The following is a 22,242-nucleotide window of genomic DNA, read 5'->3' as shown; positions in this document are numbered from 1 at the left end:
GAGTTGACGAACCGCTCTCGACGTGTTAGTGAAGGGCCGCCATAGCGCTCTTGTCGCACAGAAAGGAAGAAGTAAAAAAGGAGATATGTAATCTTATGGTGGGAAGGAAGTAGTTCGGTTGCGAGCAAACATGACAATCAAAATTGCTACAATTAGTTTGTTGTTGATAGTATTAACTTTAGCAGTCAGCAACCCCAGCAAAAAAGTTAGGGGTAACTCAACCAAATTGACCGCCCAAACGGAAAATAGGGACAAAAAAAATACCGTGCAAAGTATTCTCGATGAAAGCGCAAAATTAGAAAAACTAGCTGGTGATTTTCAATTTATAGAAGGCCCGATTTGGCATCCTGACGGCTTTTTGCTGTTCAGCGATATTCCCGCCAATATTATCTATAAATTCGGCTCAAATCAGCAAGTTGAGGTATTTCGCCGCCCTTCGGGAAAAGCCAACGGGAATACTTTAGACAAAGAAAACCGCTTACTTACTGCCGAACACGAAAATCGCCGCGTATCCCGCACAGAAAAGGACGGCAAAGTTATCACGTTGGCGGATAGATACCAGGGCAAGCGGCTCAACAGTCCGAACGATTTGGTTGTTAAATCCGACGGCAGCATTTATTTTACAGATCCGTCCTACGGTGTTAGTAAAGACCGGGAAGAATTGGGTTTTTACGGTGTTTACAGGCTGGCACCGGACGGAAAATTAACTCTGCTGGTTAAGGATTTGGTGCTGCCGAACGGCATCGCCTTTTCACCAGACGAGCAAAAACTTTATGTCAACAATTCGGAAGCGGGATACATTGCCGTTTTCGATGTAAAACCGGACGGAACTGTTACAAATGAGCGACTTTTTGCTGAGTTAAAAGATGCCAGTCAAAGCGGAGTTCCCGACGGTTTAAAAGTTGATTTAGAAGGGAATGTTTACAGCACCGGGCCGGGGGGAGTGTGGATTTTTTCGCGGGATGGCAAGGTTTTGGGGAAGATTTCTGTGCCTGAGACGGCGACTAATTTGGCTTGGGGAGAAAGCGATCGCAAAACACTTTACATTACTGCAAGTAAAAGTCTTTATCGAATTCGGCTTAAAATTGCGGGCGTGCGGGCTGGAAAACGATCTAAAATAGGGCGAAGTTGAAAGTAAAGCGGTTTTTATTAGGGGTAATTGACCGGGCCTGATATAATCGTAGGTTTGAGAATCAGTCCTGCCCGATTCTTTAATCTCAAATCTCCAATCTCAAATGGTATTAATAGCTCGGTTGCACAAATTTCTGACTGCTACAGTCGATCGCAAATCCCGATCGCACACAATATTTTGGTTGACTCTGAGCCTGACATTTGCCGCAGTTTATGGTATTTTAGGACTCAAGCAAGTCTTCAGCGCCGAGTATATGGTGCAAGACGATGCGAGGCAGCACGTTTTCTGGATGATGCGGTTTGTCGATCCTGAATTATTCCCCAACGATTTCATTGCTAATTACTTTCAATCTATCGCCCCCGCAGGATACAGCACCCTGTACAAATTAGCCGCAACAATTGGCATTCACCCGCTATTATTTCACAAAATATTGCCGCTATTTCTCGGCTTAATCTCCACTTATTACTGTTTTGGCCTTTGCCTAGAAATGCTGCCAGTGCCGATGACTGGATTTATTGCATCTTTGCTGCTAAATCAGCATATGTGGATGACTGACGATTTGGCTTCCACAACGCCAAGAGCTTTTATATATCCGATATTTCTGGCTTTTTTATATTATTTGTCGCGCAGTTCCTTGCTGCCTTGTTTAGGGGCGATCGCCCTAATCGGACTATTCTATCCTCCTTACGCCTTGGTTGCTGCCGGAATTTTAGTTTTGCGGCTGCTATGCTGGGAAAATCGCGGTTTGCGCTTGTCGGGCGATCGAACTAATTACCTATTTTGCAGTACAGGTTTGGGAGTAATCTTTTTAGTAATGCTGCCCTATGCCTTAGATAACTCTGAATTTGGCCCAACTTATACCGCAGCAGAAGCGAAGCAAATGGGCGAATTTGCCCCCAACGGCAGAAATGCTTTTTTTCGTCCAAATCCGGTAGATTATTGGCTGACAGGGCGGGGTAGCGGGATGTTTCCCAAGTCGCTGTTTACGCCTGTAACTCACTGTGTAGCGCTGTTATTTCCGCTGCTGCTGTTTTTGCGATCGGCTTTTCCCTTAGCAAATCAGATTCAAAGCAAAATTTGGCTTTTGCTTCAGCTATTTTTAGCATCATCGGCGATGTTTTTTGCGGCTCACGCCACCATTTTTAAGCTATATCAACCAGGTCGCTATACTGCCTACAGTTTGCGATTTATTGTAGTTTTCATAACTGCGATCGCCCTCACTTTAATTATCGATGGAGTCGGTCATTGGGCCTCAAAAAGCGCAACAATATTTGATGTAAAAAATCTAGTTGCACTAATTATGACAGGGACAATCGCTATCGCCGTTGTCCTTTATCCCTGCTTGGTCGAACAATTTCCCACAGTCGGGTATGTCGAAGGTAAAATGCCGGGTTTGTACAATTTTTTTGGGCAACAACCTAAAGATATTTTGATTGCTTCAATCGCGGCAGAGACTGATAAGTTGCCAACCTTTAGTCAGCGTTCAGTTTTGGTTGCAAAGGAATATGCAGTGCCGTATCAGAAAGGCTACTACAGCAGATATAGGCAGCGAGTTACCGACTTAATTCGCGCTCAATACACTCCCGATCGAGCTGTATTACAAAATTTTATTAATCAATATGGAGTTGATTTTTGGATGCTCGATCGCAATGCGTTGACTCTTCAGTATCTAGAGGAGTACGGCTGGATAGATCAGTTTGATACTACAACGCAGGCGATGCTTTCTCTCAAACAAGGGAAAATTCCCGCCTTAGCTTCAGCAATGACAAGTTGTGCTGTTTTTCAAAATGAAATTGTAGTGGTGTTGGAGGCGTCTTGTATTGTGAAATTGACCGGGAATTAAGGCGAGGCAGAGCCTTGGAATATGCGTTCTCAGGAATAGCAGGGGAACTAGAAAGAACTATTCGGATTCTGAACCTACAATTGCTGCACGGATCTTCTGTAAGCTGTTGTGTATTTAATTTGTATGTTGAGGGCGGGATCTCCTGCCCACCCCACAAAGGGAAAGATTTATTTTACTATGCAATTTAAATGCGGATTAGCTTAGGAGCGATCGCCCAATACGCTACAATCGAAATAAGAGATAATGGTGCGGGTCAATGACACAAGTTCTCGATCGCGAAACTCTCGATGGGCGAGTGGTGCTCAACGGCACTTGGGATCAATTCAAGTTAATCCAGAAGGTTGCGGAAGATTCCCCTGGCATAAAGTTGTCTTTTTTTGCAGGGGCGATCGAGATTCTGATGCCGGGATTCCAACACGAAAATTTTTCGGAAATCATCGGTTACTTGGTGACTACTTTTCTGCTGCAACAAGGTATTAAGTTTTACCCTTCTGGTTCCATGACGCAGGAGAAGGCACCAGAAGCTTCTACTCAAGCAGACAAATCGTTTTGTTTGGGAGAACCTAAGTTGATTCCCGATTTGTCGATCGAGGTGGTTTATACTAGCGGTGGACTGAGGAAGTTGCCAAAATATCGAGCTTTGGGCGTGCCTGAAACCTGGTTTTGGGAAGATGGCACGCTGCGGCTGTATCATCTCCGGGAAGATGGCTACGATCAAGTAATTCAGAGTCAACTTTCAGGATTGGAAACGCTGGATATCGATTTGCTAAGACGCTGCATTTTAATGGGTGAAACTGATTTGGCTGCAGCGGTTAAGGTTTTTGGGCAGGGAATCTCGATCGATCGTACATGACAGCAAGACGTTCGATTTTCCGGTGGAGGCGATCGAAATTTTAGTGGTTTTGGCAACATCTGAAAAAAAGAGCATCCCCAGATCCCGGACTTCTTAAATAAGTCTGGTTCTGCTGTTGCTGGGAACGAGAAATACAGTCTTTTGTAGGGGGAATCCCCCTGCGGTTGCCACTCCTCAGAGGTAATGTTGCGGATATCGTGCAATTAAATAATCTCCGAAATCCAAGATGAATATAGATTCGGGGTCAAGTTCACAGAAAATGAAAATTGCACAAAAGCTCGATCGCCAATTATCTCTTGGGCAAAAACATGACAACACTTTACGTCAACCCGCAAACAGGCAGCGATTCCGCAGTTGGCAGCCAATCGGCCCCATTCAAAACTATAGCCCGCGCGATCGCCCGCACTGCATCGGGAACTACGATTCACTTATCACCGGGAACTTACAGCGCTGCTAGCGGCGAAAAATTCCCCTTGGAAATTCCCTCGGGAGTAAAAGTTATTGGCAATGAAACTAATAAAGGTAGAGGCATTCTGATTCAAGGAAGCGGCAAATTTGTCAGTCCCACCGCTGCAAGCCAAAATATCACCATACTGCTAGCAACTAATTCCCAATTGCGCGGAGTAACTGTCACCAATCTCGATAGTCGCGGCACGGGAGTCTGGATTGAGTCAACTTCTCCAACTGTGGCTAACTGCACTTTCACACTTTGCAAGGGCGAAGGCGTTTTTGTCGCGGGCAACGCTAATCCTGCGATTCTCGACAACATATTTGTGGAAAACTCAGCGGCTGGCGTAATTGCGGCGGGAACTGCTAAGGGAGCAATACGGCGCAATATTTTTCAAAAGACGGGTTTCGGCATTTCTCTGCAAGCTCAGTCGGCTCCTTTGATTGCTGACAACCAAATTTTGGAAAATCGCTCCGGTATAGTTTTAGCAGGGGAATCTCAGCCGATTTTACGCAATAATCGCATCGAAAAAAATACGGAAGACGGTTTAACTGCCGTGGATAAATCGCTGCCAGATATTGGTACGGCTCAAGATTTGGGCGGCAATATTTTTCAGAATAACGGTGAATTAGACTTGCAAAACTCGACTGGGGTTAAGATTTCTGCGGTGGGCAATCAGCTCAATCCTTCGCGGGTGAAAGGTTTATTTGATTTGGGCAATGTGACGACGGCAACTCCGACTCCCGGCGGGCTAAAGTTCAGCGACATCAGTACGCATTGGGCTAAGGATTTTATCGATCGCTTGGCAAAGATGAATATTGTTAGCGGGTTTCCCAACGGCACTTTTCAACCTTACGAGATCGTAACTAGAGCTCAGTATGCGGCTGTGTTGGCGAAGGCGTTTGAATTGGTGCCGCGCCGTGAGGCGACGGTTTTTAAGGATGTGGCGGCGGATTTTTGGGCCAAGGGAGCGATCGACCAAGCTAATCGAGCTGGCTTTTTGGTGGGATACCCTGACAGCACGTTTCGCCCGGAGCAGAATTTGACTAGAGTTCAGGCGATCGTATCTTTGGTAAACGGCTTGCAGTTGGCGGGCGGCAACCCCAATTCTTTGAGCGTTTATGTCGATCGAGCTCAGATTCCCAGTTTTGCCACCGACGAGATAGCAACCGCCACAGAGCGCAAAATCGTGGTCAACTATCCCGCGCGCGAAAAGCTTTCCCCCGCCCACGACATCACCCGCGGCGAGATATCCGCCCTCATCTACCAAACTCTGGTAGCCACAAAGCGGGCCGAGCCAATTAACTCTCCCTACATCGTCTAAGGGAATTGGGAGACGAGGGAGAGGATAACTTGGGGCACAAAGAACTCACATCTTGCACCATTCTCGATTAACAGGCTTTCGGGCCCGTTCCGCGAAGAGTAGATTTTCTTGTGGGGAGTAGGGGTTGGGCAGGAGAGCCCGCCCTGAAAGGATTATTGAGAATGGTGCAATATCTCAGAAGAACCAACCCATATCCCCTCGCACTTGTCTCCGATTGCCTCACTCTCACTCACTCTCACCCACTCTCACTCTCGTCGGCTCTCCCAAGTCTTGATTTGCGAGTACCCGAATCGTTTTATGATTAAACATTAAGAAATTAAGCAATCCTTAAGGTTCGACTGTCAGATTATGGCTAAAATTCAATTCTCTCGGGGTATAGACGAAGATGCTGTGCCCGAAGTGCGCCTAACCCGTTCTAAAAGCGGAGAGCAAGGCACTGCCACGTTTACCTTTGAAAATCCCAAAGCTCTCAGCAGCAGCAGTACCGAAGACATTACTGGAATGTACATGATAGACGACGAAGGCGAACTCCTCACTCGCGAGGTTAAGGCTAAGTTCATCAACGGTCAGCCTGCTGGTTTGGAAGCTGTTTATATAATGAAAAGTACCGCAGAATGGGATCGATTTATGCGTTTCATGGAACGCTACTCGGAAGCAAACGGCTTAGGATTTAGCAAGGCATAATTGATGGGGAATAGGGCATGGGGCATGGGGCATGGGGCATTGGTTATTGGTTATTAGTTATTTGATAATGAATAACTGACAACGAACAAATCACAACTAACTAATGATTTCTTCCCTCTTCCCTTTTCCTGATTTCCTCTTTCTTCTTGCTTCTTCCTTTTTCCTTCAACATCTGTTATATGACGCCAATTCCTCACCCCGACTTATCTAACATAACCGTCAATTGCGCTATCATTACTGTTAGCGACACGCGATCGGCTGAAACAGACACTAGCGGCTTGTTAACTAAGAAGCTGCTAAAAGATGCGGGTCACTCTGTGGTAGCTTACACTGTTGTTAAAGATGATGCGGCAAAAATTGTATTGCAAATGCAGGCTTTTTCCCAGCGTGAAGATGTGGATGCAATCATTGTTAACGGCGGCACGGGTATCGCTCCCCGAGATACGACTTATGATGTGATGGAGAGTTTGCTCGACAGGATTTTACCGGGATTTGGGGAGATATTTCGGTTTTTGAGCTATCAAGAAATTGGTTCGAGGGCGATCGCCTCTCGCGCCGTTGCAGGGGTGTATCAAGGCAAGTTAGTCTTTTCACTTCCGGGCTCTAGCAATGGCGTGAAACTAGCTGTGGAAAAGCTAATTTTACCCGAATTAGTTCACTTGGTGACGCAGTTGCGCGGTGGGTGAGGGCTGAATTCGGTTAATCGACAGACCCAAAGCAATTTGGTTACAAGCCCCCCGATGCTTCCGTAGCGAGAAAATAGCTCGCTCATCCTCATCGCAAGCCCCCGGTTTGATCGGTGAGGTCGCTTTCTTCAATCTCTTCAATCTCTTCAATCTAAAATCTAAAATCTAAAATCTAAAATCGATCGACTGACTGCATTCACCGCAAGAAACGGGTGGCATTGAGCCTAGTCTGTGGCTAAAGTGAGGAAACATCAAAATTCCTTTGACTTAGACTAGATGATTTCGATGAAAAATGCGAGTGTCTGTGCTAGCGAAGATTATCACCGGATTGCTGGGGCGATCGCCTTCATGCGACAAAACCACCTAAACCAGCCCAATCTGGCAACTGTGGCACAACACGCCGGACTGAGTGAATATCATTTTCAACGGCTATTTACTCAATGGGCCGGCATTAGCCCCAAGCGGTTTTTGCAATATCTGACAGTTGAATATGCCAAGTCAAAAATCACTCAGAGTAAAAGCCTTCTCGACCTAACATTGGACGTGAGGCTATCGAGTCCCGGACGATTGCACGATTTATTTGTGAACTTAGAAGCAATGTCACCAGGGGAGTTCAAAGCAGGCGGAGCAGGTTTGCAAATTCGCTATGGCATTCATGATACCCCTTTTGGCAAATCTCTAATCGCGACAACTGCCCGCGGTATTTGTAATCTTTATTTCTTGGATACAACAGACGAACAAACCGCCGCCCAAAGACTGCGATTGACCTGGAAAAACGCTGAAATTATCCGCGATGAGCCAACCACTCAATCATTGCGCGACCTGATTTTCAATTCAGAAACTCTCAGCGAGCAAAAACCGCTAACACTGTTGGTAAAAGGCACTAACTTTCAGATTCAAGTTTGGCGGGCACTGTTGCAATTGCCATTTGGGGCGATCGCAACTTATCAAAGTATAGCTCAAATGGTAGCACGCCCAACTGCTGCTAGAGCTGTAGGAAATGCGATCGGTAAAAATCCGATCGGCTATCTAATTCCGTGTCACCGAGTCATTCGAGAATCTGGAGAACTCGGTGGCTATGGCTGGGGAGTAGAGCGTAAAACAGTCATGTTAGGTTGGGAAGCTAGCCGTACAATCTGCGATATATCGGGAAGAAAAGCTTAAGTTACATAGCTAGACGATCGACGAGAATCAACCGGGGGAATCCATATTTGGTGAGAGATACAACCCCTTGAACCTGCTGTGAATTGCCTTTGCTAGCTGCTTTTTTCCATCTTTCTCCGAGCGAATGTTCCATAGAATTTCCTCGCTGCATCGGTACCGCGTTAGCAGGTTGAGTGAAATATTCCCCCGACCTTCTTACCTTTTGTTTCCGGTTGCATCAGTATAGTTCAAATATCCCAACAGTCAGTTGCCCCGAAAGCATAATTTTACTGAACACTCAACAGCCAAAAGTCATCTCCCTCGTGCAACCGGAATTACTATCCAGCAAAATAGGTTATTCGATGAAAATCCCAGCCACTTTGTCTCCATTCATCGTCATGTGTACGACAAATTCATCTCCACCATCTTCAAAACTCAGTTTCCACAAATAAATCTGACAATTACCTTGTTTTAGATCGCCAAAATAATTAATTGAATATCCCTTTTGCAGGCGAGAAGCGAGCTGATCGCTAACGTCGTCAAACATTTTTTGTGTAATGCTCGCTTTGTAGCCTGCATCACCAACTGTTGTAAAAAGCTCGTAATTTTTCGATGCTGTCGCATCCAAAATAACCTGCAAACAATCGATGACGTTTTGAGAGGGGGCTGTCGGGTTCATGATGATGTCCTTCATTGAGGGTTTGATCAAAATGTGTAACAAATGGCGCTACTAATAGCTCCTACGGCCGTCTAATATGAAATCCGGTAGCACGGGAATTATTTATCGGTAGGGGCGCGGTTGCAGAAATCTTTAAATCCACAGATTAGACTATTTACACTCACACACCGCCCCAAGAATTGAATAATATCTATGCAACTTTTATATTTATAGCAGTTTTCAATCGAATTAAATAAAGACAGCTTTAGACACGGCACTGCCGTGTCCTACCCGATATCTGTAGTTCACTATACTGAAAAGCGCTATATTGCTTTAGCAACAATAGTGCGGTGTCGGACGGTATTGCAAGTGATTGTCGGCTGGGCAAAACCCGAATCAATTAAAGCTTGCTCAATATCCAACCCAAAATACTGATCCAAATAAGGCTCCGTACTCTTGAGCAAAGTCAAAATATAAGGAGGCATTTTGGCGTAAACTTCCGACTGAGGATTCATATCCATAATTGTCAAATGTCCGCCAACACGCAACAAACGCCTCGCTTCCCGGAATATTTCTCTAGTAGCTTTCTGCGGCAATTCGTGACAAACTAAACAAATAGAAACTAAATCAAAAGCAGCCGCAGGCAAACCAGTAGATTCAGCAGCAGCGTGAACCCACGTCGGAGATTTTTGATTTAAAGATTCAGATTCTCGCTGTTGGGAACGGTATTTAGCAACTGCTAAAAAATAAGGAGACAACTCTACCCCAGTCATCTTAGCTTCCGGGTAAACATCCCCAAGAGCAAACGTACTCAATCCCACACTGCATCCCAAATCCACAATATCTTGCGGTGAAGAAGCAATCTGAGATTTTATGACTTCGTGATAGCTAGCGCGGAGTTTAGCATCGCCTTCGGCACCCGCTTCCGGGCAAATTCCCGAGTGAACTGTACGGGCGGCAACTTCAACTTCTGTAGCAGCTTCCCAACTCATATTACCTTTTTCATAAGCGTGGAATGAAGTTAGATAATATTTGGGGTAAACAAGATCGGGATTTTGAACGCTGAGCAATTCTGCATCCCAATTTCGAGCTAAAAGTGCTTGGGCTTCTTGTCGCCAATTCACTCCGATTTTTTCTGCTCTTTTTATCATCATTTCCCGCGCTTGGTGCTTGGCTAGATTAGCCAAAGGTTTGATGGATAGTACGCCATTTACTAAACGCGAGGCTAATCCGGGAGTTTTGCTAACTGCAACAGTCATATTTTATTTTTTTCTATTTTGCGCCATCCATTTTAACACGCCTAGGCGATTTTGAGTCGGTCAATATAATGAAACTTAACTTGGTGCTGGCAAGTGAAATGTAAATGTTTTGTGGAAAAGACTTTTTTTTAATGAACCGCAGAGGGCGCAGAGAACGCAGAGGAGCGAGAAGAGAGAAAAGCTCAGAGGATTGCAAAACTGGAGCTGGTCGTCTAATATTTATTTGTGCTTACCTACTTAGTTCTGGGGAATTCATCGGAATTCTGGAATCACATTTGCCGAAGTTGGAGTATTTGGAAGAACACTTTAAATCTGGCTATTCAGGAGTTTGTGATGAGCAAATCTATTGTGGAATTGGTTGACAATTTGCCGTCGGGTGGCGTCACTGTGATGATGCTCAAATCTCTCGATTTTGTGGTGCCGGGGGAGTGGAACAATCTCACGGGTTTTGATAATACTATTCAAGCGGTGACAGGGGAAACAAAGCGGAAATTAGTTGAGAAAATTCGCGATCGCGCGATCGAGCTTTACGCTAACCCCAACGAGCCCTATCAAGGCGCAGTCAGGCTTTACCAGTTAGCAGACAGCGCCGACAGTGCGTTAGGTGCAACGGCTATGGCGAATAAAATCGGCGAAAACATCGGCTTTCTTTCCTTTCTCAACCGCCTCACTCCCAAAGCTGACACAACTCAAACGATCGACTTGTGCGTCAAAGTGGCGATCGAGCTAATTGCCTTCTGCAAACTTAACAATATTTCCCTTGACAATGTGGGAAATTTTGGTAATTATTTATCCCATTACAAAGGCGAATCTCTGATGCGGATGGCTGCATTAGTATGTGCTGACGGTTTAATTCCCCTTGGCCCGGACTTTATTAGAGCAGCACAAAATACTCTAGGCGGATTGAATCCTTCAACTTTGCAGCAAAACTCAACATTCCAAAATATCAGCAACCTAATTCCCGGCGCAAATAATTCACAAAAGTTCGGATTTGTGACAACAACTTTCGCTTCAGCGCAAGGTTGGATGAACAATTTAGTACAGTCTCGCGGCTTAACTCCCGCCATAGTTTTAGGCCATCTCAAGCAATACATTGATGTTGCCGATGACAAGTTGGATTATGTGGCGGCGTTTTTAGACATGACTACCAATTATTACGAACATACGGGAATTCAGACGGTTGCTCGCCGATTGATCGATCGAGCTTATGCTGAAATAGCCTCTGGCAGATACTAGAAAACTCGTTCTCAGGTGAGGGAACAGTGCGAGGCCCAGCCTCTGGATATGCGTTCCCAGGCTGAGCCTGGGGACGAGCGAATAAACCTGGCAATGTGAGTTAAAATAAGCTGATTATGTTTAGCAAACCTCTTTTAATCGCATTGTGAAAAACAAATCGCTTCCTTCATCCGTAACAGTCAAGCTAGGCAAATTTGTCTGGACATCAATGTGGCAATTAATGATGTCAAAACTAGCGCCGCCCGATCGCACGGGAGCATACATTCGCCCCAGCAGCAGTTTCCGCAACTTTGTCAGCACAGAAGCAGACAACCCTCACCAACCCGCTGCGGGACGGTATCGCCTCTTCGTGGGTACGGGATGCCCTTGGGCGCACCGCACTCTGGTGACGAGGGCGCTCAAAGGGCTGGAAGATGCGATATCCGTGTCTGTTGTCTATCCCTCGGAAGGGGGAATGTGGGTGATGGAGTCGGAGACTTTTGGCTGCAAGACGATGCCGGAACTTTACCAGTTGGCTTTACCGGGCTATCAGGGGCGGTGTACGGTGCCGGTGCTGTGGGATGACTCGACAAAGACGATCGTCAATAACGAGAGTTCGGAAATTATTGTGATGCTAAACTCGGAGTTTAACGAGTTTGCTAGCAATCCTGAAATGGATCTTTATCCTCTGGATTTGCGATCGCAAATTGATGAGTGGAATGAGAAGATTTACCAATCGGTGAATAACGGCGTTTATCGCTGCGGTTTCGCGCAATCTCAAGCTGCTTATGACTCGGCTTGCAGTGAATTGTTTGCTGTTTTAGACGAGATCGATCGATCGCTTTTGAGGAGTCGTTATCTTTGCGGCGATCGGGTAACATTAGCAGACGTGCGGCTTTTTACTACTCTATTCCGTTTTGATGCAGTTTACTACAGCTTGTTCAAATGCAATGTGCGCCGCATTCAAGATTACGAGCATTTGGGAGCTTATCTGCGCGATTTGTACCAGTTACCGGGAGTTGCTGGCACTTGCGATTTGGAGGCTGTGAAGCGCGATTATTACGGCAATTTGTTCCCGCTGAATCCCGGCTGCATTATCCCCGCTGGGCCCGATCCGGCGAGTTTGCTCAAAGCTCACGATCGCGCCGGAGTCAGAAACCGGGTTTCTTAACAAAATCGGGCGTGAAAATGCCAGAATTATCGCAGAAACCCGGTTTCTTGGATGGCTGGGCGATCGCGTGGGGAATCAGAAACCGGGTTTAGCTCGTTACCAGGCTCTGCCTGGGAACGCCTTCCCAGAGGCTGGGCCTCGCCTTAACCCTCTAACAAACCCTCCATCCTCTCCTTTACTCAAACCTCACGATCTACAAAATATTGATGTTATTTTGAAGTGAGATTAAGCAATATTCAAAATCAAATCATGTCTGGCGATCGGCCTTTCATCTCAAAAGGCGATCGTACTTATATACAAAAATCAAAACAAGGAATTGGCAATGTTAGAAAATAAGGGCGATCGGAAAGTACAGCAGCGCATTGAACAGGCACGGCGAGAGGGAGCAATAGCACTCGATTTAGGGGGTCTAAAATTGAGGGAACTGCCAGAGGCGCTCGCATCCCTCACCCAGTTGCAACGGCTTTACCTCTCCAACAACCAACTGACGGAAGTACCAGAGTCGATCGCATCCCTCACCCAGTTGCGACAGCTTTACCTCTCCAACAACAAACTGAGGTCACTGCCAGAGTCAATCGCATCCCTCACCCAGTTGCAACAGCTTTACCTCTCCAACAACCAACTGACGGAAGTACCAGAGTCGATCGCATCCCTCACCCAGTTGCGACAGCTTTACCTCTCCAACAACAAACTGACGGAACTGCCAGAGTCAATCGCATCCCTCACCCAGTTGCAACAGCTTGACCTCTCCTACAACCAACTGACGGAAGTACCAGAGTCGATCGCATCCCTCACCCAGTTGCAACGGCTTTACCTCTACAACAACAAACTGACGGAACTGCCAGAGGCGCTCGCATCCCTCACCCAGTTGCAAAAGCTTCACCTCTACAACAACCAACTGAGGGAACTGCCAGAGGCGCTCGCATCCCTCACCCAGTTGCAACTGCTTTACCTCTCCTACAACCAACTGACGGAACTACCAGAGTCGATCGCATCTCTCACCCAGTTGCAACGGCTTGACCTCTCCTACAACCAACTGACGGAACTACCAGAGGCGCTCGCATCCCTCACCCAGTTGCAACGGTTTGACCTTGACAACAACCAACTGACGGAAGTGCCAGAGGCGATACGCTCCCTCAACCAGTTGCAACAGCTTTACCTCTCCTACAACCAACTGACGGAAGTGCCAGAGGCGATACGCTCCCTCACCCAGTTGCAACAGCTTGAGCTCCACAACAACCAACTGACGGAAGTGCCAGAGGCGATACGCTCCCTCACCCAGTTGCAACAGCTTGAGCTCCACAACAACCAACTGACGGAACTACCAGAGTCGATCGTATCCCTCACCCAGTTGCAACGACTTGACCTCTCCTACAACCAACTGACGGAACTACCAGAGGCGCTCGCATCCCTCACCCGGTTGCAACGGCTTTACCTCTCCAACAACCAACTGACGGAACTACCAGAGGCGCTCGCATCCCTCACCCGGTTGCAACGGCTTTACCTCTCCAACAACCAACTGACGGAACTGCCAGAGGCGCTCGCATCCCTCACCCAGTTGCAACGGCTTGATCTCGACGACAACCCTCTCAATCCTGACCTCGCTGCTGCCTATGAGCAAGGCACTGAAGCCGTCTTGCAATACCTGGGGGCAAAAGCATAAGCACAAATCACCCTGAATGAAGCCAAACTGATTTTGATCGGTGAAGGCGAGGTGGGCAAGAGTTGTCTTTTGGGCGCATTGCGCGAGGATGAATCGCTAGAAAGTCGTCCCACCACTCACGGCGTTGAAATTAAGCCAGTTATTGTCACCCATGCCGACAGTGGCACAGAGATATCACTCAATGGTTGGGATTTTGGCGGTCAACCGGTTTATCGATCGACACATCAGTTGTTTTTCAGTGCACCAGCCGTGTATCTGGTGGTGTGGAAGCCGCGGGAAGATCCCCAGCAGGGCTTTATTGCAAATTACCCTCTGGTGCGAACACTCTCGTCAACCGCTTCCCGCCTTAAATCCTAACGACAAAAAGAAGGGAGTTTATGAATTGGAAGTGTCGCGCCAATGGTTTACCAAAGCAGCCCCCTATCTCAAAATTTTGACCGGAACCCTTAGTCTAGTCTTACCTGTCGCAGCCTCGGCAACCAAGCTAATGCTAGATGAAGCCACCTACAAAGGTATTGAAGAGGAACTCGATTTCGGACAAAAAAGCATCGAATCTACCTTGAAAGGAAGCGATCTAGCGACTAATTTGTCTACCGAAAGTGAAGCCCCTGATTGGCAACAGGGCGAAGCAGCCATCCGCGCCCAAGGCTCGATTTTGCGAGAATTACACGCCCTACTAAAAGCAAAAGATCCTGGCTTTGGTGGCTTGGTGCGGGTGCAGAACAGACGCCGCGAATTCCTGTGGGTTCACGAGCAGTTTGTAGATGAGTATTAAAATTTTTCTATTGACACCATTATTGCGATCGTGTGATAATTTAAACAGGAAATCTCAGGTTGCCATGCTCTGCCTGGAAGGAGAGCAATACCAAATCCAGCATCTAAGCATCTAATCTTCAAGCCGGCCTGGGAATGAGGAAATAGTCTCGCTAAATGTCCTGACTGTGATTTTCCGGCCTAAATCCTGAGCTAGTAAATCGATACCGTCAATAACTTTATTTGGCTCTGCAATACTCAAAACCTCATAGCATTTTTCCCGATAATCGGGACGATCTTGGAAATACTGAATCGCTCGATCGAGCGGTTCCATAACTTGATAAGCTGCTTCCGCTTTGTCGATCGCCCTTTGGGGAATAGCACTCGCCAACCTTTGCACAGCCAAGTCGATTAAATCTCTAGAATTTACCCGATCGCTCGGCCATCGATCGGCATTTGCCAACAACTTTTCTGCTATACTATCAATTTGATTCAAACAAGGAACAGGCGACCAATTTGGATAATTTGGTTCGCCCAAATCAATTCGCCCTTCACAAACCATCTCGAATTTAATAGTAGTGCCATCAACAATAACAGGAAATCTTATCCCATACTGGTTGGCTTGAATATCGTTCGGGAGAACAATGCGTGAAGCGAAGCTATCCCCAAGGGAATCGCGACTACCAAAAATCGCATCATAGCCTCCTTCTGCAACTTTTCGGCGCAGGAGACGGTAGCCACGATCCATCGGACACATAAAGTCAATATCCTGGCTCAACCGATATTCTCCGTGTTCCATACTTACCAACGTTCCTCCGCCAAAATACGCCCGACATTCCTGTAGAAATTCGACATTCAAGTGGCTGAGTACAGTTAATATCTTTTGATGAATTTCGCGTTTAAACATTGCTTGAGGACTTACCCAATTTTCGGGAGTGTTTGGCGAGCAACTGCTTCCCAGTTCCGCAATTAGCCAAGACTGATGCTGTTGGCTAATTGCTTGAATAAAAGCCAGTTCCTCAAAGCTAGGTGTTCCCAAAACTCCCCAATAATGCCAGCCGGATTCGTAGCGGCATAGCATTTCCTTGAAACTCAATTTTTTTACATCAGCAACTTGCCAGCAGATAGCTTGAAGGAATGGGAGTTCGGCGGGAATTGTCAACCCAGTTGCTATTTCTTGATGGTTCATCTGCTTTCGGGGAAAGCGAGGCTCTGCCTCTGGATATGCGTTCCCAGGCAGAGCCTGGTAACGAGGAATTTTGTTTGAGTCCGCCTGCGCGGACTTTGTTTGTGGAGCATCCGAATTCTATTCGGCGGGTTCTATTCCCTTGGTTTCTAGCTTCCCGATAAAATCTCTTCGAGTGCTAATTTCAGCGTCGGATATTGGTATTGAAAACCGCTAGCTAAAGTTTGTTTGGGCAACACTTTCTGCCCTTCCAAAACAACTTTTGCCCCGTCTCCCAACAGCAATTCTAAAGCAAAACTTGGCACCGGCAACCAAGAAGGCCGCTGCAAAACTTCTCCTAAAGTTTGACACAATTCATTCATCCGCACCGGATTCGGTGCTGTCGCATTCAAAACACCTTCAACTTGCGGATTTTGCAAAGCGTACAAAATTAAATCAACCACATCCTCGCGATGAACCCAAGAAAACCACTGTTTTCCTGTGCCAATCGGCCCGCCTGCAAATAGTTTAAAAGGTGGCAGCATTTTTGCCAGCGCGCCTCCCATTCCCAAAACTATCCCCAACCGCAAAATTGCTAGCCGCGTTCCCGCATTTTTTGCAGGTTGGGCGGCTGCTTCCCAGTCTTTGCACACTGCTGCTAAAAAATCGTCTCCCGCAGGGCTAGTTTCGTCAAACTCAGCGGTTTCGCTGGTTCCGTAATAGCCGATCGCCGATGCGCTAACAAACACAGAAGGCCTAGGATTAGCATTGACGATCGCCTCGACCAATTTTGCCGTCGTCAGTCTGCGACTGTCCAGAATTGCTTGCTGGCGCGCCTCTGTCCACCTTTCCTCCGCAATCGGCACTCCTGCTAAATTGACAACAGCGTCGCAGCCAGCGATCGAATGCAGCCAATCACCAGACTTCGCTGGAGTGTAGGCGACAACTTCCAAATTCGGATAAGCTGAAGCCGGAAAAACTCGGCCAGCCTTCGCCGCATCCCTGCTGAAAACCAAAACTTGATGTCCCGCAGCTTGCAGCTTCTCCACCAGCCGGCTACCTACAAATCCCGTTGCTCCCGCGATCGCTACTTTCATTTTTTACCCGCAATGCACATCAACAGTAGTTTAGACGATCGTCCAAACTTGTTTTGAATTATACAAAAATAAAGAGCAGCCTCGATCGCCTCCACACAAGCCAAGTGTATTTTCATTAAACTGATAAAGGACGCGAGGATTAAAAACAATGCCTGCAAAAAAACCAAAGCTTCTAATTGCTGCCGCCATCGTCGCAGCAGGTAGCGCCGCGGTCTACTTTTACTTCCAGGGTTTGAACAACAAAGTATTCAACCCTCAAGAGAGTGCCAAAGTTATACCTGACGAAGCCATGATGGCCGCGTTCATCTCCCCCAATCCCCAAGCGCTGGCCGAGTTGCAGCGATTTGGCACCCCTGGGGCTCAAAAGCTGGTCGGCATGGGTTTGAAGACCTTTCAGGAACAAAGCTTGGCAGGCACCCAAATCAACTTTGACAGGGACTTAAAGCCTTGGCTGGGGGGGGTGATGGTCGCTTTGCTGCCCCCTGATGCTGCGGCAAAAACTGAGCCTCCTAAGCTGCTGGTTGTAGTCAGCGTCAAAAATAAAATTAGCGCTTGGAATTTTGCGAATAAATTAAAATCTCAACAAGGTGCAACTACTCAAGAAACCGAGTATAAAGGAGTTAAAATTTCTGAGATTGCAGAGCCAACCGGCAAGCGCTACAGTGTGGCTTTGCTGAACGACCAATTAGTGATGGCTCCTTTGAAAAAGCCTGTGGAATTGGCGATCGATACTTTTAAAGGAGAACCCTCCCTAGCCACCCAGCAGAGTACAACTAAGTTTTTTGCAGAGAGTGCTGGTGTCAAGAATCCGATCGCAACTGTTTATATTGCTGACTATCCTGCGGCAATTGAGCAATTGAAAGCTAATTTGCCCGCAGATATCCAGTTGCCTTGGACAGTGTTTTCGCAGTTCAAACAAGTCAAGTCTTTGGTTGCGGGAATTGGAGCGGATAGTGAGGGATTGAGGGTAAAAACTATTGCTCAGTTAGACCCTAAATTCGTGCAGCAAAATCCACAATTCGCATCGAAATTGTTGCCCAGATTTCCTGGTGAAACTATTGCTTTAGTCGGCGGCAAGGGACTAGATCAAATTTGGTCGCAAGCGACAGCCCAGGCAAAAGATAGCCCGGAAGTTGACAGGGGAGTTCAGCAGGTGAGGGATAGTTTTAAGCGGTTGGATCTGGATGCGGATCGAGATGTTTTTGGTTGGATGAACGGGGAATTTGCGATCGGGGCGATCGGTTCCAATCAAGGCATTTTGTCTCAGTTGGGGATGGGGGCGGCGATGATTTTTGAAACTAGCGATCGCCCTGCAGCCGAAGCAACTCTGAAAAAACTCGATGCGATCGCCAAAAGCAATCCTACAGTCAGCGTCGCCCCCAGACAAGTTCAAGGCAAAGAGGTTACGGAGTGGCAAATACCCCAGCAAGGAACTTTATTCGGGCACGGTTGGCTGAATGAAAATTCTGTGTTTGTAGCTTTCGGCGGCCCTTTAGTTGATGTGATTACTTCGACGCCACCGCAACCGTTAAGCAGCAGTCCGAGTTTTCAGGCGATCGCCACTTCTTTACCGCGGGCCAACCAAGGTTACTTTTACATAGATATGGAAAAAACCATGTCTTGGGCTAACCAATATTTGCTCGCAGTACAGCCAAATTTAGTTTCCCCGCCCGCCGCTGAATTGCTGAATTCTCTCCGAGGAGTTAGCGTAGCCACAGCTTCTACGCAACCGACAACTGCTGAGTTGGAGATGCTTTTTGCCTTGAAGAAATCTAACAATTAGCTAATCGGGAATCAGTAATTCTTCCTTCTATCCTTCTATCCGTTAAATCCCTTACACTGCGCGTTGGCCAACTTCCTTCAGACCAAAAAAGTTGCTCAAAAAAAAGTTGCTGCCTCTCTGGGGAGGGCAGCTACTCAAATAAAGCATCTTAAAGTCTCTCAAAACTTCAGAATTAACCTTCAGACATTCCCGATTTATTCGGCAATTGCAAATCATCCGGGTCTACGTAGTGACAAACTGCTTTGTCCATGCAAATCAAGGCCCAGCCGGATTTATCGATGCTCATCAACTTGTAAGAAGCTGGCTGAATAAAGAAACCTTTGTGGTTGCGGGTTGCGGGTTTGATGTTAACGTGGCTGTCAGTGCTCATCTCTTTACAACTCCTAGTATTATGGTAGTAAAATTTCAAAACCGCTGAGCGGGTTTGTCAATCGTCTAAGTTTTCAAATACTAGCACTGACTTTCTGAGTTTTCCATAAAGTTATTTATTGATTTATTACGATCTCGTAATAAATCCCCAAGCCGATTTCCTCGATCCCCGTCCAAAAATCGACTTGTTTGCGCGGTTACGGCTCCAGAAGCCACTGTTTAACCCGAGCTAGACTCTTCCAATCCGGTTTTCGGCTTAATCCTTCTTCAAAATTTTTTTTAACTTCGTCGAGTAACTCTTCCGAAGCCATCAGGAGTTGCTGAGCGACTTCTACGTGGGGGCGCACCCCTTTTTCTTTGAGGTCGAGGATGGCAACTGCTAGGTTGATGCGAGCTTGGGGGTCATGAGGGTTCAATTTAACGGCTGTTTTCGCTGCTTTTTGAGCCGATGCGGGTTTATTTTCCAACAGGTAGAGCCACGCGAGGCTAGCCCAGGCATTGCCATTTTTGGGAGCTTTTTCGCACACTTCTTTAAACACGGGGATCAGATTAGCCGGGGCTTCGCCAGCTTGATAGCGATCGAAACCGTCTTTAAACAATTCTTCAGGGGTCATTCGATTTTAGATTTTGGATTTGAGATTTTAGATGGGAAAGAGCATTGGATGCCGGACGCAGCAAGGCAGTCCGAGGCATTCTCAGCAATTAGCAATTACCAATCCCCAATGCCCTCTTTTCCGATTTATGTAGAAAAAGAACTGCCACAACCGCAAGTTTGAGTTGCGTTGGGGTTAGTAAACTGAAAGCCGCCCCCGATCATAGCATCGCTGAAGTCGAGAACCAAACCGTAGAGATAAAGAATGCTCTTGCGATCGCAAACTACCTGAAAACCGTCGTAGTCGAACACTTCATCGTCGGATTTGACAGTGCTCGGATCTGCGAAATCCATCACGTAGGACATTCCAGAGCATCCGCCCTGGCGCACCCCTACCCGCAAGCAGAGGTCTTTACCCTGTTTTTCTCTCAGAGCTAAAACTTGACGGACAGCAGAGTCCGTCATTTGAATTCCACGCTGTTGTGAAGTGGCTTGAGTCATAATTTGCCGAACTCCTGAGATTGTCTAATGCTAAGAGTTTAATCTTATCCCTCCATTGTACAGGCATTCGCCAGAAGGCTTTCGGTTAGACGCTGACGGCAGAATTTTTAGCTTCTAATTTTTAATTCCCGTGGGGCCTCGTTCCCAAGCTCGATGTCCTCTCCCCCTATAGGGTTTATGATTGATAAGCAGCGGTTGACCGGCTACCGGCACCGCAACAATGCTTCACCCAACGGGCTTACTCTATGGCAGCGCTGAATCGCACTACTCTTCGTCGGCTACAAAACTTACCTCAAATTCCCAGCGTGTGGGAGGGCGATCGCCGACCCTTATCTAATGCTGACTCACACATGATGATAGATGACGATGACGTTCTAGAAGCTGGTGGCGAGTGCATTCTCTGGGTCGATGGCTCCGAAGGAGTCGTGAGGGCTATGGACATGGTAGGCCCAGATGCCGGCCCAGAGGCGCTCGTCCGGGCCCTGCTACGGGCAATGGAACATCCCCAAAGTCCGGCTCCCGCAGTCCGGCCCCAAAAAATAGTAGTCAAAAACCGAGAAATTCAATTTTATCTGCGGGGCGTACTTCAAGATTTAGGCATTTCCATTGACTACGTGCCGGAATTGCCCTTAATTGACGAAATATTTCGCGGCATGGAAGAGGTCGCCATCAACAGACCTCCTGAGTTGCCCCCTCAGTATGCTGAAGTTTTAATGGAAAAAGCTGCTCAAATTTGGCAAGATACTCCGTGGCGGACTTTGAGCGAACACCAAATTATTTCTATTGAAATCAATCAGTGGGATGTCGCCAGCCTCTACGTGTCCGTATTGGGGCAAGGCAGAATGGATTACGGAGTTTTACTGTACCGCTCTCTAGAATCCTTGAAACGGTTTCGAGAACGAGTCGTCAACGATGAATCTTTTGAAGATTTAGAACAGGCTTTTTTAGGGCAAGACTGTTTGTTTCTTACCTTTGAAAGTGCCGCCGATCTGGATGAGGACGACGACGAAGAAATTAATTTAGCCGATTTGCCTCCATCGGAAATTGAACCCAATTTCGGCAACTTACATCCTTTAGAAGGATTGCGATCGATTCTTTACGAAGAAGAAGCCCTCACGATGTTAGTTGCTCTCGAAGCATTTCATCGCTTTTTCCGCAACGGCCGCCGGAAATTGGGCTCAGACACTTTTCCCAGTCTTAGCAGCCGCTACCGCATCCCAGTGCCACAGCCTGACGGAGAAATTCAACAGGTATCTGTTAAAGTTTCCACCATGCCCGAGGTATCAGACGAATTATTTCAGATGCTCGGTGATGACGATGATGACGATGATGATGAATTTGACAAGCCACTGCTGCGGGACGATTTGGTGCCGCAAAATTCATTTTTGAGTCTCGGCGCCGTACCTTGGGAAACGGTAGAGTTCCTGCGCCAAAGTGTCCAGTTTTACCAAGGTGCAGAAATTGATATTAATACCGCCGGAGATGGTTTGCCGGTGGTGATGATCCAAACTTCTCATCCGAAGGCAAAAACTATGATTCAGGATTTGAAAGAAGCTGGAGGGGTGAAGGGGATTGGTTTTAATCCGGGCGAAAATCCTTTTCAGGATGAGCAATACGACTTGGGTATTTTGCAAACAAAAAATGGGGATCTGTATTTGTTTGGGGAGTTTAATGAAGACGATCCGGTGCATCAGGAAGCTCGCAAGAAGTGGGACAGTCGCTGTAAATTAACCAACGGTTGGTGCGGTTTGATTATTGCTAAAGGGTTGATGGGTGCTTCTCGCGGTCAGCCTCAGTTTAAGGATATGATCGCTTTGCTTGAGGTGCGCTGGGTGTCTGCTAAAGACTTGGGAATTGGGCCACTTCAGTTGATGCCGATGTTTTGAAGTTAGTTGACTGTTGA

The 22,242-nt window shown here is 47.0% G+C and carries 22 protein-coding genes; 14 read left to right on the top strand and 8 right to left on the bottom strand.

What is annotated here, in order from left to right:
* The first annotated feature begins 130 nt into the window (after nt 1-130).
* From OSC7112_RS07450 to OSC7112_RS07420, 7 genes are all read left to right on the top strand, one after another.
* The gene (locus OSC7112_RS07450; RefSeq protein WP_015175332.1) at nt 131-1,132 is read left to right on the top strand and encodes an SMP-30/gluconolactonase/LRE family protein; all 1,002 of its coding nucleotides are present in this window, start codon (nt 131-133) and stop codon (nt 1,130-1,132) included.
* A gap of 103 nt (nt 1,133-1,235) precedes the next feature.
* Nucleotides 1,236-2,975: a hypothetical protein gene (locus OSC7112_RS07445; protein ID WP_015175331.1), complete on the top strand. Its 1,740-nt coding sequence runs from the start codon at nt 1,236-1,238 to the stop codon at nt 2,973-2,975.
* 256 nt (nt 2,976-3,231) lie between these two features.
* On the top strand, nt 3,232-3,828 hold the full coding sequence (locus OSC7112_RS07440) for a Uma2 family endonuclease (protein ID WP_015175330.1): 597 nt from the start codon (nt 3,232-3,234) through the stop codon (nt 3,826-3,828).
* A 308-nt stretch (nt 3,829-4,136) separates the two neighbouring features.
* Complete coding sequence (locus OSC7112_RS07435; RefSeq protein WP_015175329.1) at nt 4,137-5,600, top strand: DUF1565 domain-containing protein; 1,464 nt, start codon at nt 4,137-4,139, stop codon at nt 5,598-5,600.
* 348 nt (nt 5,601-5,948) lie between these two features.
* A complete protein-coding gene (psb28, locus tag OSC7112_RS07430; RefSeq protein ID WP_015175328.1) occupies nt 5,949-6,284 on the top strand; it encodes a photosystem II reaction center protein Psb28 in 336 nt (111 codons plus the stop codon).
* 179 nt (nt 6,285-6,463) lie between these two features.
* A complete protein-coding gene (locus OSC7112_RS07425) occupies nt 6,464-6,970 on the top strand; it encodes a MogA/MoaB family molybdenum cofactor biosynthesis protein (RefSeq protein ID WP_015175327.1) in 507 nt (168 codons plus the stop codon).
* A gap of 276 nt (nt 6,971-7,246) precedes the next feature.
* The gene (locus OSC7112_RS07420) at nt 7,247-8,134 is read left to right on the top strand and encodes a methylated-DNA--[protein]-cysteine S-methyltransferase (protein ID WP_015175326.1); all 888 of its coding nucleotides are present in this window, start codon (nt 7,247-7,249) and stop codon (nt 8,132-8,134) included.
* Nucleotide 8,135: 1 nt separating this feature from the next.
* On the opposite strand, the gene OSC7112_RS41670 is transcribed toward OSC7112_RS07420, so the two are convergent.
* The 3 genes from OSC7112_RS41670 to OSC7112_RS07410 form a co-directional block, all read right to left on the bottom strand.
* Complete coding sequence (locus OSC7112_RS41670) at nt 8,136-8,267, bottom strand: hypothetical protein (RefSeq protein WP_263053592.1); 132 nt, start codon at nt 8,265-8,267, stop codon at nt 8,136-8,138.
* 201 nt (nt 8,268-8,468) lie between these two features.
* Entirely contained in the window at nt 8,469-8,792 is a 324-nt protein-coding gene (locus OSC7112_RS07415) for a hypothetical protein (RefSeq protein ID WP_015175325.1), read from the bottom strand.
* 302 nt (nt 8,793-9,094) lie between these two features.
* On the bottom strand, nt 9,095-10,030 hold the full coding sequence (locus OSC7112_RS07410; protein WP_015175324.1) for a class I SAM-dependent methyltransferase: 936 nt from the start codon (nt 10,028-10,030) through the stop codon (nt 9,095-9,097).
* 333 nt (nt 10,031-10,363) lie between these two features.
* Between OSC7112_RS07410 and OSC7112_RS07405 the strand changes: the two genes are divergently transcribed.
* From OSC7112_RS07405 to OSC7112_RS35415, 5 genes are all read left to right on the top strand, one after another.
* Nucleotides 10,364-11,266 (top strand): hypothetical protein, encoded by a 903-nt coding sequence (locus tag OSC7112_RS07405; protein WP_015175322.1) that lies wholly within the window; start codon nt 10,364-10,366, stop codon nt 11,264-11,266.
* A 208-nt stretch (nt 11,267-11,474) separates the two neighbouring features.
* Entirely contained in the window at nt 11,475-12,416 is a 942-nt protein-coding gene (locus OSC7112_RS07400) for a glutathione S-transferase family protein (RefSeq protein ID WP_015175321.1), read from the top strand.
* Nucleotides 12,417-12,738: 322 nt separating this feature from the next.
* A complete protein-coding gene (locus tag OSC7112_RS07395) occupies nt 12,739-14,079 on the top strand; it encodes a leucine-rich repeat domain-containing protein (RefSeq protein WP_051041488.1) in 1,341 nt (446 codons plus the stop codon).
* 6 nt (nt 14,080-14,085) lie between these two features.
* Nucleotides 14,086-14,436, top strand: a complete 351-nt coding sequence (locus tag OSC7112_RS35420) for an ADP-ribosylation factor-like protein (protein WP_083888126.1) — start codon at nt 14,086-14,088, stop codon at nt 14,434-14,436.
* The gene (locus OSC7112_RS35415) at nt 14,378-14,854 is read left to right on the top strand and encodes a hypothetical protein (protein ID WP_150111508.1); all 477 of its coding nucleotides are present in this window, start codon (nt 14,378-14,380) and stop codon (nt 14,852-14,854) included. The genes OSC7112_RS35420 and OSC7112_RS35415 overlap by 59 nt, the downstream gene beginning before the upstream one ends.
* Nucleotides 14,855-14,965: 111 nt before the next feature.
* On the opposite strand, the gene OSC7112_RS07385 is transcribed toward OSC7112_RS35415, so the two are convergent.
* Together OSC7112_RS07385 and thyD are read right to left on the bottom strand one after the other, a co-directional pair.
* Nucleotides 14,966-16,021 (bottom strand): nucleotidyl transferase AbiEii/AbiGii toxin family protein, encoded by a 1,056-nt coding sequence (locus tag OSC7112_RS07385; RefSeq protein ID WP_015175320.1) that lies wholly within the window; start codon nt 16,019-16,021, stop codon nt 14,966-14,968.
* A 146-nt stretch (nt 16,022-16,167) separates the two neighbouring features.
* Entirely contained in the window at nt 16,168-17,094 is a 927-nt protein-coding gene (gene thyD, locus OSC7112_RS07380; protein WP_015175319.1) for a thylakoid membrane protein ThyD, read from the bottom strand.
* 148 nt (nt 17,095-17,242) lie between these two features.
* Here thyD and OSC7112_RS07375 point away from each other — a divergent pair, with 148 nt between their 5' ends.
* Nucleotides 17,243-18,877: a DUF3352 domain-containing protein gene (locus OSC7112_RS07375; protein WP_015175318.1), complete on the top strand. Its 1,635-nt coding sequence runs from the start codon at nt 17,243-17,245 to the stop codon at nt 18,875-18,877.
* Nucleotides 18,878-19,049: 172 nt separating this feature from the next.
* Here the strand turns inward: OSC7112_RS07375 and OSC7112_RS07370 are convergent, their stop codons facing one another.
* The 3 genes from OSC7112_RS07370 to OSC7112_RS07360 all read right to left on the bottom strand — a co-directional run bounded on the left by OSC7112_RS07370 (nt 19,050) and on the right by OSC7112_RS07360 (nt 20,339).
* Entirely contained in the window at nt 19,050-19,247 is a 198-nt protein-coding gene (locus tag OSC7112_RS07370; protein WP_006632682.1) for a hypothetical protein, read from the bottom strand.
* 196 nt (nt 19,248-19,443) lie between these two features.
* Nucleotides 19,444-19,860, bottom strand: coding sequence for a tetratricopeptide repeat protein (locus OSC7112_RS07365; protein ID WP_015175317.1), 417 nt, complete (start codon nt 19,858-19,860; stop codon nt 19,444-19,446).
* Nucleotides 19,861-19,985: 125 nt separating this feature from the next.
* On the bottom strand, nt 19,986-20,339 hold the full coding sequence (locus OSC7112_RS07360; RefSeq protein ID WP_015175316.1) for a HesB/IscA family protein: 354 nt from the start codon (nt 20,337-20,339) through the stop codon (nt 19,986-19,988).
* Between the two features lie 245 nt (nt 20,340-20,584).
* Between OSC7112_RS07360 and OSC7112_RS07355 the strand changes: the two genes are divergently transcribed.
* Complete coding sequence (locus tag OSC7112_RS07355) at nt 20,585-22,225, top strand: DUF6930 domain-containing protein (RefSeq protein ID WP_015175315.1); 1,641 nt, start codon at nt 20,585-20,587, stop codon at nt 22,223-22,225.
* The last annotated feature ends 17 nt before the right edge of the window (nt 22,226-22,242 follow it).

It is taken from the genome of Oscillatoria nigro-viridis PCC 7112, from assembly GCF_000317475.1.
In the GTDB taxonomy this organism is placed as follows: Bacteria; Cyanobacteriota; Cyanobacteriia; order Cyanobacteriales; family Microcoleaceae; genus Microcoleus; species Microcoleus nigroviridis.
Note: the sequence above shows the minus strand (reverse complement) of the source record. Positions and strands in the feature narration are given on the sequence as shown.

What these genes read in the sequence shown, in the direction of transcription:
- OSC7112_RS07420 (WP_015175326.1), top strand. Translation starts at nt 7,247, where the DNA reads ATGATTTCGATGAAAAATGCGAGTGTCTGTGCTAGCGAAGATTATCAC.
- OSC7112_RS07385 (WP_015175320.1), bottom strand. Translation starts at nt 16,021, where the DNA reads ATGAACCATCAAGAAATAGCAACTGGGTTGACAATTCCCGCCGAACTC.
- OSC7112_RS07445 (WP_015175331.1), top strand. Translation starts at nt 1,236, where the DNA reads ATGGTATTAATAGCTCGGTTGCACAAATTTCTGACTGCTACAGTCGAT.
- OSC7112_RS07375 (WP_015175318.1), top strand. Translation starts at nt 17,243, where the DNA reads ATGCCTGCAAAAAAACCAAAGCTTCTAATTGCTGCCGCCATCGTCGCA.
- OSC7112_RS07440 (WP_015175330.1), top strand. Translation starts at nt 3,232, where the DNA reads ATGACACAAGTTCTCGATCGCGAAACTCTCGATGGGCGAGTGGTGCTC.
- OSC7112_RS07365 (WP_015175317.1), bottom strand. Translation starts at nt 19,860, where the DNA reads ATGACCCCTGAAGAATTGTTTAAAGACGGTTTCGATCGCTATCAAGCT.
- OSC7112_RS07355 (WP_015175315.1), top strand. Translation starts at nt 20,585, where the DNA reads ATGGCAGCGCTGAATCGCACTACTCTTCGTCGGCTACAAAACTTACCT.
- OSC7112_RS07370 (WP_006632682.1), bottom strand. Translation starts at nt 19,247, where the DNA reads ATGAGCACTGACAGCCACGTTAACATCAAACCCGCAACCCGCAACCAC.
- OSC7112_RS41670 (WP_263053592.1), bottom strand. Translation starts at nt 8,267, where the DNA reads ATGGAACATTCGCTCGGAGAAAGATGGAAAAAAGCAGCTAGCAAAGGC.
- OSC7112_RS07405 (WP_015175322.1), top strand. Translation starts at nt 10,364, where the DNA reads ATGAGCAAATCTATTGTGGAATTGGTTGACAATTTGCCGTCGGGTGGC.
- OSC7112_RS07415 (WP_015175325.1), bottom strand. Translation starts at nt 8,792, where the DNA reads ATGAACCCGACAGCCCCCTCTCAAAACGTCATCGATTGTTTGCAGGTT.
- OSC7112_RS07425 (WP_015175327.1), top strand. Translation starts at nt 6,464, where the DNA reads ATGACGCCAATTCCTCACCCCGACTTATCTAACATAACCGTCAATTGC.
- OSC7112_RS07400 (WP_015175321.1), top strand. Translation starts at nt 11,475, where the DNA reads ATGTGGCAATTAATGATGTCAAAACTAGCGCCGCCCGATCGCACGGGA.
- OSC7112_RS07360 (WP_015175316.1), bottom strand. Translation starts at nt 20,339, where the DNA reads ATGACTCAAGCCACTTCACAACAGCGTGGAATTCAAATGACGGACTCT.
- OSC7112_RS07435 (WP_015175329.1), top strand. Translation starts at nt 4,137, where the DNA reads ATGACAACACTTTACGTCAACCCGCAAACAGGCAGCGATTCCGCAGTT.
- psb28 (WP_015175328.1), top strand. Translation starts at nt 5,949, where the DNA reads ATGGCTAAAATTCAATTCTCTCGGGGTATAGACGAAGATGCTGTGCCC.
- OSC7112_RS07410 (WP_015175324.1), bottom strand. Translation starts at nt 10,030, where the DNA reads ATGACTGTTGCAGTTAGCAAAACTCCCGGATTAGCCTCGCGTTTAGTA.
- OSC7112_RS07395 (WP_051041488.1), top strand. Translation starts at nt 12,739, where the DNA reads ATGTTAGAAAATAAGGGCGATCGGAAAGTACAGCAGCGCATTGAACAG.
- thyD (WP_015175319.1), bottom strand. Translation starts at nt 17,094, where the DNA reads ATGAAAGTAGCGATCGCGGGAGCAACGGGATTTGTAGGTAGCCGGCTG.
- OSC7112_RS07450 (WP_015175332.1), top strand. Translation starts at nt 131, where the DNA reads ATGACAATCAAAATTGCTACAATTAGTTTGTTGTTGATAGTATTAACT.